Below are 15665 nucleotides of genomic sequence, written 5' to 3' on the forward strand. Positions count from 1 at the left end.
GGGATGGGGACGGTGCCTTCCACTCGGCGTCCTACTCGGCGTCCTCGGGCTTCTGCGCGGCCTCGGCGAGGGCCTCGACGTAGTCGTCGAGGATGTAGGGGATACCCAGCGCGGTCGGCATCGCGGCGGTGCCGAGCTCATTGTCCTCCAGCAGGACGACGGCATCGTTCTTGATCGCCGGGATCTGACCCAGCACCGGGTCGGCCTTCAGTGCCTCGATCAGCTCGCGGTCACCGTAGGTGACGATGATGTCGACATCGTCGAAGGCGTCGGCCAGCTCGGAGCTGATGGTGCCGCTGAAGGTGTCGTTGCCGTCGGAGAACTCCTGGATGGACTCCGGCACGGCCATGCCCAGATCCTCGAAGAACTTCGGGCGGGCGTCGTGGGCGGTGTAGAAGCTGACCTCGCTGAGGTCACCGACCTCCACGTGGGTCAGGAACATGGTCTTCTTGTCCTTGATCTCAGGGGCGTCGTCCGCCGCTGCGTCGATCTGCTCCTCGAGGTCGGCGATGAGGTCCTCGCCCTCGTCCGGCTTGCCGATCGCGGCCGAACCGATCACGATGTTCTCGCGCCAGGTGGTCCCCCAAGCGACCTGGTCCTTGGGGAAGGGCACGGTCGGGGCGATCTTACTGAGCGTCTCGTAGTCCTCGGCGTCGATGCCGGAGTAGCCGGCGAAGATGACGTCCGGGTCGGTGTCGGAGACCGCCTCGAAGTCGATGCCGTCGGTCTCGTCGAACAGGACCGGTGCGTCGTCACCGGTGGCACCCAGTTCCTCGAGCTTCTCCTCGACCCAGGGAAGCACCGGCGAGCCGCCGAAGTTCGCCTCGGCCATGCCGACCGGGACGACGTCGAGAGCCAGGGGCACCTCCTGGTTCTGGAAGTTCGCCGTGGCGACCCGCTCCGGGGTGCCCTCGATCTCGGTGGTGCCGAAGGCGTGCTCGATGGCGATGGTGTCACCGTCGACGGAGATGTTCTCGGCGACCGACGCAGCCTCCTCGTGGGCAGCATCGGCATCGGCGCCGGTGTCTCCGTCGTCGGAGGAGCAGGCGGTCAGTGCGAGACCGAATGCCGCGGTCAGCGACAGCAGGACGGTCCGCAGCGAGCGGGTGCGGGTCATGGGGGGTTACCTTTCCTAGGATGACACGTCAGTTACCTCAGGTGAATTAGGCATGCCTGATCAAAATAACTCTAAGCCGTGCCTTTCCGCAATCCCCGATCGAGGACATCCCGTTTCGCGAATCGGACACCACCCCCGGTGGTTACGCCACCGTCACCCCGTCCGACATCCCGTCCGTCACCTCGTCCGGCACCCCGTCCGTCACTTCCACGAACTGACCGGCCCCGGCAGTGCCGTCCGACATGCCGCGGAACTGTCCCGGCGTCAGCCCGGCGACCCGACGAAAGGCGGTGATGAACGCACTCACCGAGCGGTAGCCCACCTTCTCGGCGACCTCGGCGATCTCCATGTCGGCACCCAACAGCTTCACCGCCTGCTTCACCTTGGCGGTGACCACCCACCGGCTGAATCCCAGACCGGTCTCCGCCTCGAAGGTCCGGGTCACTGTCTTGGTGCTCACGCCCAGCCGACGCGCCCACACCGCCAGGGTGGTCTGGTCCGCCGGATTGTCGCGCAGGGTATCCACGATCGGCCGGACCAGGGAGGACGCCGGGATGTCCAACACCAGTTCCCGGGACGAGGGCCGCATCACGTCGAGGATCATCCGTTCGGTCAGCTGCCGCGACTCCTCCGAGAGCTCGGCGGTGATCAGCCGGTCGACCAACAGCCCGAGCAACGGGGTGAGCTCGACCGACACCGGTTCGGACGCCAGCGCCGGGGCCTCCACCGAGAAATGGACCACGCGTTGCCGCGAGCCGGCCGGCGCACTGCCGGAATGCGGGGTTCCCGCGGGAATCCACAGTCCGACCCCTCCCGCGACGGTCCATAACCGGCTTCCGACCTGCGCCACGCCGGAGCCGACCTCATTCCACAGCAGCTCATGGGTCGGGTGGGAGTGCACCCCCCAGTAGGTGTCGTACTGAAGAAGCTCGTCCCGACCGAAGGCGAGCACGGGGAAGGGCACGGCCCCGGCCTCATACATCGGTAACTGACGAGTTTCTTCTGTCACATACTTAAGGTTACCCAACCTTTGACCGAGAAAACTCAGGACCCCCGGATTTCCTGGAGTACCCGCCACGGCATCCCCCCCCCACGGCACACCACCCGCGCCTCACCACCGTGGCAATCGTCCTCGCCGGACGCGTGCGTCCTCTAGCGTGGACGCCATGAGCCAGTCATACCTGCCCACCCTGACCGTCACCGACGGTATCGCCCACGTCCGACTGAACCGTCCGGACAAGCTGAACTCGCTGACCTTGCCGGTCCTCGATGAACTCGTGGCGATCGCCGGACGCATCCGCCGCGACAGCAGCGTGCGCGCCGTCATCCTCGCCGGTGAGGGACGTTCCTTCAGCGCGGGCCTGGACTTCGCTGCCGTGATGGGCAACCCCACCGGGCTGGGACTGGCCTTCCTGACGCGACCGTGGCGCGGCACCAACACTTTCCAGGAGGCGTGCTGGGCGTTCCGGCGCCTGCCGGTGCCGGTGATCGCCGCCGTCCACGGGCACTGCTTCGGCGGCGGCCTGCAGCTGGCGATGGCCGCGGACTGGCGCTTCACCACCGCCGACGCACAGTGGAGCATCCTGGAGGCCAAGTGGGGTCTGATCCCGGACATGTCCGGCATGCAGAGCCTGAAGCAGCAGCTTCCGGCGGACGTCCTGAAGCGGCTCACCATCACCGGCGAGACCTTCGACGGTGCGCGCGCGGTGGAGTACGGGGTGGCCAGCGAGGTCGTGGAGGACCCGCTGGCGGCGTCGGACAATCTGGCCGCGCTCATCGCGACCCGCTCCCCCGACGCCGTGGCCTACGGCAAGAAGCTGGTGGACGAGACGTGGACATCCGGCGCCCGGGCGACGTTCGCCAAGGAGCGTCTGCGCCAGCTGCGCCTGCTCATCGGCAAGAACGCCGGTATCGCGCGCACGGCGGCGGCGAAGAAGGTCGCCCCGAAGTTCCGGCCGCGCTCGGTGCACTGACCTGTAGGGACGGCGGGGCAGCCTCAGCCCCGCCACACGACCGGTTCGTGCGAAAGCAGAGCAGGGTCCGCCAGTGCGTCCTGTCCGATGGACTCCTCGATCCACCCACGGGCCGCGGCGGCCTTCTCCGCATAGGTCTCCCCCGGCATTTCGCGCAGGGTCACCGCGCCGTCGCGCTTGGCCAGGCGCTGACCGCCGGGGCCCAGCACCAACGGGACGTGCACGTACTCGACCTCGGGGAGGCCCAGCAGGTGTGCCAGGTATCCCTGGCGCGGGGCGGAGTCCAGCAGGTCATCGCCACGGACGACCTGGTCGATCCCGGCCAGTGTGTCGTCGACGACCACGGCGAGGTTGTAGGCGAACCCGGCGTCCGCCCCACTGCCGCCACGGCGCAGCACCATGTCGTCGACGTCGCCGGTGTACGCCCCGTCCTCTCCGGCCGCGGACGCGAAACGTTCCCGGACAGTCCAGCGGTCCACCTGCGCGCGCAGCCGAAGGGACGGGACGCGTCCCTCTGCGGCGAGGGACTCACACTGACGGTCTCGCTCGGCATCGTCGAGGTCACGGCAGGTTCCCGGGTAGTGCCCGGGCGTGATGTGGGGTGCGCTGGCGGCTTCACGGATGTCCTTGCGCGAGCAGTAGCACTCATAGGTCAGGCCGTCCTCGGCCAGCCGTTCGAGGGCGACCTCGTAGCGCTCCACCGACTCCGACTGCCTGGCCACCGCACCGTCCCACGTCAGCCCGATGGCCTCCAGATCCTCGAGCTGACGGTCGGCGGAGATCTCGGAGGAACGGGACGCGTCGATATCGTCGATGCGTAACCGGAAACCCCGTCCGGTGGTCCGCGCCCACGCCTCGGCGAGGACGGCGGTGCGGAGATTTCCGAGGTGCAGGTCGCCGCTGGGACTGGGGGCGTAGCGGCCACTGGCTGGGACTGTCATGGTGCACAAGGGTATCGCGGCCCCACTCCGTGCCTGCTTGTGCCCTCACTCCCACTCCCTGGTGCTCCGGACCCCCTCACACCACCCGGGAATGGGAGCGAGGTCACAGGCACCATCCAGGTCGGAGTTGTAGCGTGGGAAACAGAACCATCACACACCACCGAACACGTCACCTCACCCACCACCGCACACCCGCTACGGCGCCCAATCCGCGCACTGGAGGCACACACCATGGGACCCACACGCACACCACACGATTACCCCGGCATCCCCACGCTCCGCGATGTCGTCGAGGCCGTCCGATACAACGTCGGCACTGTCACCAACGGCAGCACGTTCCCCCGTCCGTTCACCAGCCGTCCGTTCTCCGGCGATGAGCCTGAGCGTGACATCCGCACCACCGTCCTGAGCCTGCTCAACGAGAAGCCGCAGCATGGTGCCCAGATCATCCGCACGATCACCGAGCGTAGCGACGGTGGGTGGGAGCCTTCGGCCGCCGAGGTCTACCCCACCCTGCAGCTGCTGGTGGACGAGGCACTCGCCACCGTCGAGGAGCAGGACGGACGTCGTCAGTACTCGCTGACCGATGCTGGACGCGAGGAGGCTGCGACTCTCGCCGCTGCCCGGGAGAACGATGGAGGTGACGACGGAGACGAGGACGGGGACGATACAGACTCTGCCGACGCTGATACTGCCTGCGCGTCCTGGACACCGTGGGGCCGGATCCCCCGGTTCTCCGGTACCGCCGATGTCGCGGACTTCGCTGAATCCCGCAGTGAGCTGCCGAGGGCCGGCGCGAAGCTCGGTCAGGCCGTCCATCAGGTCGGGCTGAACGGCACCGAGGAGCAGCGGGCCCGCGTCGCAGCCCTGCTGGATGACGCCCGTCGGGGCATCTACAGCATCCTCGCTGAGGAACCGGCCGAGGCGCCGGCCGAAGCTGCTGCAACCGCAGAGTGAGCAACAGTGCCGGCCCCGGACGACGGGGCTCCTCCCACCAGCTGAGGTCGCGCTACCGGCGCATCATGACCTTCGGTGCGCTGCTCATCGTGCAGACCTGGTGGTATGACCTGGTCCTGCCACACATCGGCCTGCGCGCTGTCAGTCACCGCACCCAGGAACGGCGCATGGTGCGCGCCGCCGAGCGTTTCCGGACACTGGCGACCGACCTCGGTGGGCTGATGATCAAGGTCGGCCAGTTCATGTCGACCCGCATCGATGTGTTGCCGGCCAGTGTGACCGATGAGCTCGCCACACTGCAGGACAAGGTGCCGGCGGTGGAGTTCGAGGCGATGCGTGCCTTGGCCGAGCGGGAACTAGGCATGCCGCTGGAGCGCGCTTTCGCCTCCTTCGACACCACTCCCCTGGCCGCCGCGTCCCTGGGGCAGGCCTACCGCGCCCGGCTCCGACCGTCCGACGTGAACGGGGACACCGGTGTCCCGTTCACCGATGTCGTGGTGAAGATCCAACGCCCCGGGATCGGCGACATTGTCGAGGTCGATCTGGCGGCGCTGCGTCGGATCGCCGGCTGGCTGGCCCGCATCCGGTTCATCTCCCAGCGCGCCGACATCCCCGGGCTCGTCGAGGAGTTCGCGGTCACCAGTTACGAGGAGATCGACTACCTCCACGAGGCGTCCGAGGCGAACGCCTTCGCCGGCGACTTCGTCGACGATCCGCTGGTGCGCGTGCCGGACGTGGTCTGGGAACGCAGCGTCCGGCGCGTCCTGACCCTGCGGGACGTCACGGCCGTCAAGATCAGCGACACTGCCGCGCTACGTGCGGCGGGCATCGACCCGTCCGACGTCGCCGAGCGCCTCGCCGAGGTGATGTTCACCCAGTTCTTCGACAACGGGCACTTCCACGCCGATCCGCACCCGGGGAATATCTTCGTCACCCCGGGGCTGAACGGCGGCGACTTCAAACTCACGTTCATCGATTTCGGGATGACCGGATCGGTGGACGAGACGTTGCACGCGGGCCTGCGCGATTTGGTGATGGCGGTGGGAACGCGTGACGGCGACGGCATGGTCACCGCGATGGAGAACCTCGGTGTGCTGCTGCCGACGGCGGACACCGGTGAGTTGAAGAAGGCGATGACCGAGCTCTTCAAGCGGTTCGGCGGCATGGGGGTCATGGACCTGCAGCATGTCGAGCGGCGTGAGTTCGAGGAGTTCGCGCACCGCTTCCGTGACGTGATCCGGTCGATGCCGTTCCAGCTGCCGGAGAATTTCCTGCTGATCATGCGGTCGGTGTCGATGCTGTCGGGCTTGTGTTCCGCCCTGAACCCCTCGTTCAATATCTGGGATTCGGTCGAGCCCTTCGCAGCGAAACTGGTGCGTGAACAGGCCGGCGACTCTGCCCGCGAGATGGCGCACCGCGCGGTGACCACCGTCGCGGACACCGCGAAGGTGCTCGGACGATTGCCCGGACGCCTGGACCATGTGATCACCGTTGTCGAGAGCGGTGACCTGTCGGTCAACACCCCGCAGGTCGAGCGACAGCTGAAGCGTCTGGAGCGGGCGGCACGACGGGTGGTCGCGGCGATCCTCTTCGTCGGGCTGGTGATCGGAGGTGCCGTTTTGCGCGGATCAGCGGGGGCCGGGGACTCATGGAGTACCACGGCGTATGTGGCGGGCATCATCATGATGGGACTGTCTGCGCTGCCGTTCCTCTACGCCCTGTTCGGGGGGAAGCGAACCACATGATCGAGGAAGGCACCGGCTACTACGCCGTCCCCTGCGCCGTGAAAGCGGTGGTCGTGTCGGATGACCGCGTCCTGCTGGGGCTGAACGACCGGGGCGAATGGGAACTCCCCGGCGGATGGCCGGACAAGGTGGGCACCTCCATCACCGATACTGCCGTTCGTGAGGTTCACGAGGAGACCGGTCTGCACCTGGACGCAGACAGGTTCACCCTCGTCGGTGCTGAGCTATTTGCTCCGGTCCCCGGACGCCAGGTGGCGCTGGTCTGTCTCTCGACCAGGGTGGACCGCGACCTAGTGCCGCACAGGAGCTCGGAGCACAGCGAGGTCGACTGGCATCCCGTGGCGGAGTTGTCACAGAACCTGCCCGATATCTACCGTGGGTTCATCACCTCGGGCGTTGACCTCGATCACGGCAGCGTTGAGGTGCGTCAGGCGAAGTGGTGCACCTTCGCCGACTCATCGACGGTGAAGACATCCGTCAGTTGTTCGTTTGTGAACCTGACGGCAGCGCCATCGTCCAGGCCGATCCCTGCAGGAAGATCGCCCCTGCTGATGCATTCCCGGTAGACCTCCGGCCGCCCTTCCTCGGTGGCAGAAACTCCCCGTGAGCAGACCCAGGCCGTCATTCAGCGGAGCCAGTGGCCCGAAAGAGTCGGTGAGACAGGCTTCGAACCAGCAGGCCGCGCCGGCGCTGATCCCGGCGAGCACCGTCCCCCGCCGGTACGCCTCAACCAGCAAGGTGTCGAGCGAATGCAGTCGCCACACACTCAGCATGTTCGCGGTGTTGCCACCACCCACGTAGATGATGTCACTCGCCCCGACGACCTCCGACGGGTCTGTCGCATCGCGGCGGAACAACTCTAGATGAGTGAGTTCGCAGTCGTACCGCGACACGCCTTCGTAGAAGCGGTCGACGTACCCGGCCGAGTCGCCGCTGGCGGTCGGAATGAAGCAGACCTTCGGCGTCGGCACCTGCACCGTCCCCAGAAGGTATTCGTCCACCTCGCGGTACTCATCCTCGGAGAAACCACCACCAAGTAAGACGATTGAACGGTCAGTAGTCACGACCGGCTCACCTCGGTTGTCACGGCCAACGGATCGCCGATCCGGATCGTGCCCCCGTCTCCCTCCTCCGAGGGCAGGAACAGCACACCCAGCGTCGGCTCAGACTGTCCCAGGTCCTTGGTCAGGACCTTCAGCAGGTTGGCGTCGCGCTCACCGGAGTCGGGGTTGGCGGCGATGGCCATGCAGCGCACGATCGTCTTCTGCGCGGTCAACGGGACATCACCCACCTGAATCTGTGTGCCATTGTCTGCCCAGTCGAGTTCCTCCCAGGCAGCCAGGCCGCCCACCACGACGTTCGAGCGAAAGCGGCGACTGTCGACATCCACCCGAACGCCTTGTTCTGCGCCGCCACCACCGCTACCGGCCCCGTCACCAGCACCGCCACCACTATTAGCGGCATCCCCCAGCGCCTCCACGGAGGCCGCACCGTGCAGGGACACGAATCCTCGCGGCCGGTCCTGGAACCGTGAGGTCACACCGTCACCGACCAACTCCAGCGGAAGCCGTCCGGCCTTCTTCAACCGACGGGCGTCCGGACCGTCCAACACCCACTCGGCGATGCGGTCGCACAGCTCGCGGCGTCCGGCCGGATCCAGCCCGGCAGAGACCACCAGTTCCCCGTCCTCGTGAAAACTCAGCACCGAACCGTCGAAGGACACCTGCAGGCGCGCCAGCGACGGGAAGTCCATCAGCGCCAGGCCCTTCGACTTCGGCCAATAGTCCAGACCGTCCTTCTCCTCGGGCGTGGCGGCGTCAGCGAAGCGAAAAGCGAGGACGCGGTCGCCCTCGATCCGGCCATCGTCCTGGACGACGAGCTCCTCACAGGGCTCCGGAGTGAAGCCCTTGACCGGGTAGCGGTAAAGCTTGGAGACCGTCGGCACGACGTACCCAGCCGGCACAGTGGACGCACCAGTCATGCCCGATCAGCTCACCTTCACCAACAGCTTGCCGAAGTTGGCGCCGGTGAGCATGCCCGTGAAGGCGTCCGGCGCGGCGTCCAGCCCCTCGACGATGTCCTCACGGTAGGCGATCGTGCCGTCGGCGATTTTCGGGGTCACCTCGGCGAGGAATTCGCCCCAGTGCTCGGCGGCGAACTCGGTCTGGATGAACCCGCGGATCAGCACACTCTGCGCCAGGACCACACCCATCGTCGCGGGCAGTCGGTCGCGGTCACCGAAACCGCCGTCGTTGTAGTTCGCCGCCAGTCCACACACCGGGACCCGCGAGTACAGGTTGAGTAGCGGCAGGACGGCGTCCCACACCGGTCCGGCGACGTTCTCCCAGTACACGTCGATACCGTCCGGGCAGGCGGCGGCGAGGTTCGCGCGGAAGTCCGGGTCGCGGTGATCCACGACGGCGTCGAAGCCGAGTTCGTCGCGGACGAAGGCGCACTTCTCCGGGCCGCCGGCGATGCCCACGGCACGGGCACCGGCCTGCTGGGCAAGCTGGCCGACCATCGTGCCGACCGGTCCGGACGCCGCGGCGACCACGACCGTCTCCCCCGCCTTCGGCTTACCGATGAACTTCAGGCCCGACCAGGCGGTGAAACCGGGCATCCCGCCGACGCCGAGGGCGGTGGTCTCCGGTGCTCCCTTCGTGGTGACCTTGCGTGCGATCTTGCCAGGCACGACGGCGGCGTCGACCCAACCGGTGATGGCCAGAACCAGGTCGCCGGGCTTGAAACGCGGGTCGTTGGACGTCACGACCTCGCTGATGGTCTCGCCGGTCATCACGGCGTCGACCTCGACAGGGGCGGCGTAGGACTTCGCGTCGCTCATGCGTCCGCGCATGTAGGGGTCGAGCGAGAGGTAGCGGACCTTCAGCTCCAGTTCACCGTCACCCGGGGTAGGCAGGTCGACGGTCTCGGTGCGGAAGTTCTCCGAGGTCGGCTCACCTTTCGGACGGCTGGCGAGGACGATCTGGCGGGCGGTGCTCACGGTTGTCATACTCCTTCATCGCAGGTTTCGTGCTCAGTTCATGCAGGGGTTCTGCTGCTTCCCGAGGGTAGCCGCGTGAGAATTCGGACGCCGTGGGGCTTCAGCTCCCGGTGCTCGGACCAGAGCCTACCCACCGGATACACTGGTCAACCATGACTGAACCTGCGTCCGACACGTCCTTCGAGCTCGGCACCCGCATTGGCGACGACGGCACCGTCGACGGCACGCCGTCCCACGGACGCACCGGGGTGATCCACACCCCGCACGGCGACATCCAGACCCCGGCATTCATCCCCGTCGCCACCAAGGCCACGGTCAAGACACTGACGCCCGAGCAGGTCCGCTCCACCGGCGCCGAGGCGATCCTGTCGAACGCCTACCACCTCTACCTGCAGCCCGGCGAGGACATCGTCGACACCGCCGGTGGGGTCGCCGCCTTCGAGAACTGGCACGGCCCGACCTACACCGACTCCGGCGGATTCCAGGTGATGAGCCTGGGTTCCGGCTTCCGCAAGGTGCTGGCCATGGACCTGGCGAACCTCACCGAGGCCGACATCCGCGCGGTGAAGAAGGAGCGCATGGCGCTGGTCGACGAGGACGGGGTGGATTTCAAGTCCTTCATCGACGGCTCGACACACCGCTTCACCCCGGAGAAGTCGATGCAGATCCAGCACGGCCTCGGCGCGGACATCATGTTCGCCTTCGACGAGCTGACCACCCTGGTCGACACCCGCCTCTACCAGGAGCAGTCCGTGGACAGGACGCACCGGTGGGCGCGCCGTTGCCTCGTCGAGCACGACCGGTTGACGACCGAGCGCTCGCACCGTCCGCTGCAGTCGCTGTGGGGCGTGGTGCAGGGTGCGCAGTACGAGGACCTGCGGCGCAAGGCGTCCCGCGGTCTGGTGGAGTTGTCGAAGGAGGCCGAGGACGCCGGACGCCGCGGTTTCGGCGGTTTCGGCATCGGCGGCGCTCTGGAGAAGGAGAACCTCGGCACCATCGCCAGCTGGGTCTGCGACGAGCTGCCGGAGGACAAGCCCCGCCACATGCTGGGCATCTCCGAGCCGGACGACCTGTTCACCACCATCGCCGCAGGTGCGGACACCTTCGACTGTGTCGCCCCGACCCGTCTGGCACGCCGCGGTGGGGTCTACACGCTGGACGGGCGGCTGAACCTGATGGCCGGACGCCACCGCCGTGACTTCATCCCGATCGACACGGAGACCGGCGGATACGTCAACGAGAGCTATAGCCGGGCGTACATCCACCACCTGCTACGCGCCAAGGAGTTCCTGGCGGGCACGCTGTGTACCCTGCACAACATTCATTTCATGGTCACGCTGACCAACAACATCCGGACCTCCATCGAGGAGGGACGCTTCGAGGACTACCGGGACGAGTTCCTCGGCCGCTACTACGCCAACAAGGCCCCGGAGCTGCGCGGGCGGTAGGCATCACCACCAGCCCCGGGGGTACGAGGTCAGGGTAACCTATGTCATGCGCGGTGAACTGCCACTACCATTCCTGTTCATGCGTATCCCCACCTTCCGCGCCGGACGTCGCGTCCGGACCACCGCCATCGCCCTGACCGTCACCGCCGCACTCGCAGGCGGTCTCACGGCCTGCTCCTCCGACGACTCCGACAGCTCCAACTCCTCGGAGACTGGATCGGCGAGCAACCAGTCCGACACGATCGAGATCGAGCACATCATGGGCACCACCGAGGTGCCGACGAACCCGGAGACGATCGCCAGCTTCTCCCCCGCCTTCACCGATGCTTTCGCCGCGCTGGGACGACCGGTGGACGTGGAGTTCCGCGCCTCCGGTTTCGACGCCGAGGTCCCCTGGTCCGGCGAGGCCCCCGGCACGCTCGAGAGTTACTCGACGGGTGCCGACGGGATCGGTGCCGTCACCGAGGAGATCGCCGCGGCGGACCCTGATGTGATCTTCGCCAGCTGGCTCCCCGACGCGGCGACCTACGACAAGCTCAACGCCATCGCCCCCACTGTCGCCGTCATCGGCGAGAACCCGTGGACCGACGACTGGCGCATGTCCACCGAGATCGCCGGTGAGGTCATCGGCAAGGCTGATGAGGCGAAGGATCTCGTGGCAGACGCCGAGCAGGCCATCGCCGATGCCCGGGACAACCACCCCGCGCTCGAGGGGGCGACAGCAGCCTTCGGCCAGGCGAGCCCCCAGGGCACTGCCGTGGTCACCGCCGACGAGGATCCGGCGAATGTCTTCCTCACCGACCTCGGCATGGTCATCCCCGAGGAGATCAAGGAGGTCAGCGAGGAAGGCGGTCGTGCCTTTATCTCGGACGAGAACTCCGACCTGCTCAACACCGACTTCCTGGCCATGTGGAACGCCGGCGCCGATGCTGCGGACACGATCAACGGTTGGGACGACCTGAAGGCCGTGCAGGACGGCACCTCCGTCACCTTCGACACGGTGGAAGCGCTGGCCCTGAGCCAGCCATCGATCCTCGCCGTGCCCTGGCTCGTCGAACACCTCGAGCCTCAGTTCGCCGCCCTCGACGCCGCCGCCGAATAGCCCGACGTTCGTCCTCCAGCTCCGCCGGCGTTGAACCATGACGGACGCCAGAGTCAGGCATTCTGCCACGGCCCAGTACCACGCTCCCGCACGTCAGAATTAGCACCTCCCTATTGGGTTCTAGGGATCACTGCAACACGTCTGACCTGCAAGTATCACGATGTGAGAATCGCGAGAGGTGCTAATTCTGACGTTGATCCGTCGCCTTCGCGTTCACCGCAGCGCCCGCCGCGTCCACAGCACCCGCCGTATCCGCGCCGTCCGCCGCGTCATCCATGCGCTCGATCTCGCCGGACTCGTAGGCCTCCTCCAGTTTCGCGCCCTCGACGTCCACCGTCGGCAGCACCCGGTCCAGCCACTTGGGCATGTACCAGGTGGCCCGTCCGCACAGGAACATCAGCGCGGGGATCAGCGTCATCCGGATGAAGAAGGCGTCGAACAGGACCGCGGCACCAAGTGCGAAACCGAAGATCTGGATGAACGGCAGCGGCTGGGCGATGAAGGACGCGAAGACGCAGATCATGATCAGCGCCGCGGCGGTCACCACCCGGGCACCCAGCCCGAATCCGCCGATCACGGAATCCTCCACGGCGTTGTACTTGCTGGTCTTCGCCGCCTCGTGACTGTGCAGGGTGTATCTCTCCCGCATCCGGGAGACGATGAACACCTGGTAGTCCATCGCCAGCCCGAAGGTCACGCCGATGAGGAAGATCGGCATGAAGCTGATCAGCGGGCCGGGTGAGCTGATCATCCCCCACAGGCCCTCCTGCCAGAACAGCACGGTGACACCGAAGGCCGCGCCGACCGACAGCAGGAATCCGGCCGCGGCCATCACCGGCACCATCAGTGAGCGGAACACCATCAGCAGCAACACCAGTGCCAGTCCGACAACGAGCGCCAGGTAGACCGGCATCGCGTCCGACAACCGGTCGGTGACGTCCTGTTGGATCGGCATCAGCCCGGTGATGCCCATGTGCACCCCGGTCTCGGCCTCGATGTCCTCCTGCTGGGCGCGCAGCTGACCGATCAGCTGTACGGTCTGCTCGTCGGTGGGCCCGGTGTCCGGCGTCAGCAGGATCTGCGCGGTCGTGCCGTCCTCGGACGCCCCGATGAGCTGCGCGTGCTTGACGCCGACGTTGTTGCTCAACCGGTCCTTCACCATCACGAACGCCGCTTCGGACGCACTGATCTCGCCTTCGGCAGCGCCCTCGCCGGCGTCGCCGGCACCGTCGCCGGCCCCGCCACCGGTCAGGTGCGCCAGCGCCGCGGAGTCCGGGTCGACGTTCTCGGTGTTGACGATGACCAGGAAGGGGGCGTTGCGTCCGGGGTCGAAGCCCTCCTCCACCAGTTCGGCGGACTTGCGCTGGGTGGTCTCCACCGGCGAGGTCTTGTCCGACGGCAGCGACAGCTGCAGGTTCATCGCCGGGATCGTCAGCAGCACCAGCGACACCACCACGACCAGCAGCACTCCGCCGGGTGCGCGGTGGATCAGCTTCACCCAGCGCACACCCAGCGATTCGCGGCCGGTGCCCGGCGTGCCAGCGCCGGACGCAGCGTCGGACGCAGTACCGGAAGCATCGGACGCCCCGGCCTCACCCTCAGCCGCCGCAACAGCCGCGGCAGCTTCAGCCTTCCGCAGCTGCCGCTCCGCCTTCTTCCGGCGCCGGGCACCGCGCGCACCGGCAGCCAGGGACTGCGCCACGGCCCGCTCGGCCTCGACCTCACTCATCCCTGCGGCGATCTTCGCCCCGAAGGCGGCGTCCTTCGCGAACACCCGGTGGCCGAAGGCGCCCAACAAGGCAGGCAGCAGGGTCAGCGCCACGAACACCGACACCAGGACCGTGCCTGCGGCGGCGTAGCCCATGTAGCTGAGGAATTCGATGTCGGCGACGCGCAGACCGACCAGGGCGATGATCACCGTCAGCCCGGCGAACACCACGGCCGAGCCGGCGGTGCCGACGGCCAGCCCGGCGGCATCCGGCCGTGATCGTCCGTGGCGTAGTTCGTCCTTGAACCTGCTCATGATGAACAGGGCGTAGTCGATGGCCACCGCCAGGCCCAGCATGATGCCCAGCACCGGGGTGATGTTGTTCAGCGGCACGAACGCGGTCGCACCGGTGATGCCGAGGGCACCGATACCCACACCGACGACCGCGCTGATCAGCGGCATGCCCGCCGCGACAATGGAGCCGAAGGCGATGAGCAAGATGATGAAGGCGGCGAACAGGCCGACGACCTCACTGATCGGTTCGATGACGATCGGGTCGCCGAAACCGGGTCCACCGGCCTCGGCCTGCAGTCCGGCGTCCCGGGCGATGTCGAGGGCGTCGTTGACGACATCCTTGTCGGCGTCGTCGACGTCCGCCGGCAGGTCCACGTCGAAGGAGAAGGACGCGGTACCGATCTGCCCATCGGGGCTCAGGGTGGCGACGTTGGCGGCGTCGGCCTCGGCGACCTCGCGCGGCAGGCCCATGTCGGTGGAGGTGGAGATGATCAGCTCGGACTGCTGCCGGTTGGACTCCACGGGGTTGAGCAGGGCGTCCGGATCGGCGATGTCACCGACGTTGTCCCGGATCTCGGCAAGCACCCGGTCGACGACCTCGACGTTCTGCGGGTCCTCCAGGGACTCGCCGTCAGGTGCCTTGAACGCCAGGGTGACGTCGGCGGCTTCCGCCGGGTTGTCGGTGCCGGGGAACTCCTCCATGAGCATCTCGGTGGCGTCCTGCGAGGGCACCCCCTCGATGGCGAAGATGTCGTTGTAGCCCTTCTGGATGGTCAGCGACGCCCCACCGACCGCGGCGACGAGGAGGAACCAGATGCCGATGACGACCCACCGGCGCATGTACGACCACCGGCCCAGGCGGAACAACAGTTTCGCCACGCACTCTCACCCACTTTTCCTTCTGCTCTCCACTAGTTCTTCATCAAGAACTTTCCACGGGTGTCCATCGTAGAGAAAATGGCTGGCAACTTCGTGTGTACTGCCGGAGCTGACGCGGATACGCAGCAAGCCCTCCCGTCCCCACAACGGTGGGTGATGGGAGGGCTTGCTGTATGGCGGTGGCGGAGGGATTTGAACCCCCGGTGGTTTTACCCACACTCGCTTTCGAGGCGAGTACCTTCGGCCGCTCGGACACGCCACCGCCGACTAAGGTACAACACGGCGGCCGGTGGCGCCAAAACGGTAGGACGCTCTACTTGCCGGTGAGCTTGTCCATTCCGCCCTTCAGCGCGTCCTTGGCCTTGTCGCCCTTGTCGCCGAGGTTGGCCTTGTCGATGGCGTCGCCGGCGGTCTTCTCGATCTTGTCGCGGTTCTCACCTGCGAACTTCTTGGCCTTGTCGCCGAGGTCTCCGGCCTTTCCGAGATCCATGGTGCAGCCC

General features: G+C 67.0%; 14 protein-coding genes and 1 tRNA gene. 6 read left to right on the top strand and 9 right to left on the bottom strand.

Going from position 1 to position 15665, the window contains the following annotated elements; translation table 11 throughout:
* Positions 1–31 precede the first annotated feature (31 nt).
* Positions 32–1117: an iron-siderophore ABC transporter substrate-binding protein gene (locus ACTXPP_RS03030; RefSeq protein ID WP_443340840.1), complete on the bottom strand. Its 1086-nt coding sequence runs from the start codon at positions 1115–1117 to the stop codon at positions 32–34.
* Between the two features lie 142 nt (positions 1118–1259).
* Entirely contained in the window at positions 1260–2099 is an 840-nt protein-coding gene (locus tag ACTXPP_RS03035) for a helix-turn-helix domain-containing protein (RefSeq protein WP_443340842.1), read from the bottom strand.
* 184 nt (positions 2100–2283) lie between these two features.
* Between ACTXPP_RS03035 and ACTXPP_RS03040 the strand changes: the two genes are divergently transcribed.
* Positions 2284–3090: a crotonase/enoyl-CoA hydratase family protein gene (locus tag ACTXPP_RS03040; RefSeq protein ID WP_443340844.1), complete on the top strand. Its 807-nt coding sequence runs from the start codon at positions 2284–2286 to the stop codon at positions 3088–3090.
* Positions 3091–3113: 23 nt separating this feature from the next.
* Here the strand turns inward: ACTXPP_RS03040 and gluQRS are convergent, their stop codons facing one another.
* Positions 3114–4031 carry a tRNA glutamyl-Q(34) synthetase GluQRS gene (gene gluQRS, locus ACTXPP_RS03045; RefSeq protein WP_443340847.1) on the bottom strand — a complete coding sequence of 306 codons (918 nt, stop codon included), beginning with the start codon at positions 4029–4031 and terminating at the stop codon, positions 3114–3116.
* A 231-nt stretch (positions 4032–4262) separates the two neighbouring features.
* Here gluQRS and ACTXPP_RS03050 point away from each other — a divergent pair, with 231 nt between their 5' ends.
* From ACTXPP_RS03050 to ACTXPP_RS03060, 3 genes are read left to right on the top strand one after another with little or no spacing between them, the layout of a single operon-like run.
* Complete coding sequence (locus tag ACTXPP_RS03050; protein ID WP_441588323.1) at positions 4263–4988, top strand: PadR family transcriptional regulator; 726 nt, start codon at positions 4263–4265, stop codon at positions 4986–4988.
* Entirely contained in the window at positions 4985–6733 is a 1749-nt protein-coding gene (locus ACTXPP_RS03055) for an ABC1 kinase family protein (RefSeq protein ID WP_443340849.1), read from the top strand. Before ACTXPP_RS03050 ends, ACTXPP_RS03055 begins: the two co-directional genes overlap by 4 nt.
* Positions 6730–7299, top strand: a complete 570-nt coding sequence (locus ACTXPP_RS03060; RefSeq protein WP_443340851.1) for an NUDIX domain-containing protein — start codon at positions 6730–6732, stop codon at positions 7297–7299. The genes ACTXPP_RS03055 and ACTXPP_RS03060 overlap by 4 nt, the downstream gene beginning before the upstream one ends.
* Here the strand turns inward: ACTXPP_RS03060 and ACTXPP_RS03065 are convergent.
* The 3 genes from ACTXPP_RS03065 to curA are packed head-to-tail and all read right to left on the bottom strand — an operon-like array spanning position 7189 to position 9743.
* Positions 7189–7797 (bottom strand): Type 1 glutamine amidotransferase-like domain-containing protein, encoded by a 609-nt coding sequence (locus ACTXPP_RS03065; RefSeq protein ID WP_441597428.1) that lies wholly within the window; start codon positions 7795–7797, stop codon positions 7189–7191. The genes ACTXPP_RS03060 and ACTXPP_RS03065 overlap by 111 nt on opposite strands.
* On the bottom strand, positions 7794–8714 hold the full coding sequence (locus tag ACTXPP_RS03070) for an MOSC domain-containing protein (protein ID WP_443340853.1): 921 nt from the start codon (positions 8712–8714) through the stop codon (positions 7794–7796). Before ACTXPP_RS03070 ends, ACTXPP_RS03065 begins: the two co-directional genes overlap by 4 nt.
* A 6-nt stretch (positions 8715–8720) precedes the next feature.
* Positions 8721–9743, bottom strand: a complete 1023-nt coding sequence (curA, locus tag ACTXPP_RS03075; RefSeq protein WP_443340855.1) for an NADPH-dependent curcumin/dihydrocurcumin reductase — start codon at positions 9741–9743, stop codon at positions 8721–8723.
* 143 nt (positions 9744–9886) lie between these two features.
* Between curA and tgt the strand changes: the two genes are divergently transcribed.
* A complete protein-coding gene (tgt, locus tag ACTXPP_RS03080; RefSeq protein WP_443340858.1) occupies positions 9887–11182 on the top strand; it encodes a tRNA guanosine(34) transglycosylase Tgt in 1296 nt (431 codons plus the stop codon).
* A 79-nt stretch (positions 11183–11261) separates the two neighbouring features.
* Positions 11262–12284 (top strand): ABC transporter substrate-binding protein, encoded by a 1023-nt coding sequence (locus tag ACTXPP_RS03085; protein WP_443340860.1) that lies wholly within the window; start codon positions 11262–11264, stop codon positions 12282–12284.
* Positions 12285–12465: 181 nt separating this feature from the next.
* On the opposite strand, the gene ACTXPP_RS03090 is transcribed toward ACTXPP_RS03085, so the two are convergent.
* From ACTXPP_RS03090 to ACTXPP_RS03100, 3 genes are all read right to left on the bottom strand, one after another.
* On the bottom strand, positions 12466–15165 hold the full coding sequence (locus tag ACTXPP_RS03090; RefSeq protein ID WP_443340863.1) for an MMPL family transporter: 2700 nt from the start codon (positions 15163–15165) through the stop codon (positions 12466–12468).
* Positions 15166–15339: 174 nt separating this feature from the next.
* Positions 15340–15427: transfer RNA gene (locus ACTXPP_RS03095), tRNA-Ser, on the bottom strand.
* Between the two features lie 51 nt (positions 15428–15478).
* On the bottom strand, positions 15479–15655 hold the full coding sequence (locus tag ACTXPP_RS03100; protein WP_301496832.1) for a hypothetical protein: 177 nt from the start codon (positions 15653–15655) through the stop codon (positions 15479–15481).
* Between the last annotated feature and the right edge of the window lie 10 nt (positions 15656–15665).

Source organism: Candidatus Corynebacterium faecigallinarum (assembly GCF_052264515.1).
Taxonomy (GTDB): Bacteria; Actinomycetota; Actinomycetes; order Mycobacteriales; family Mycobacteriaceae; genus Corynebacterium; species Corynebacterium faecigallinarum.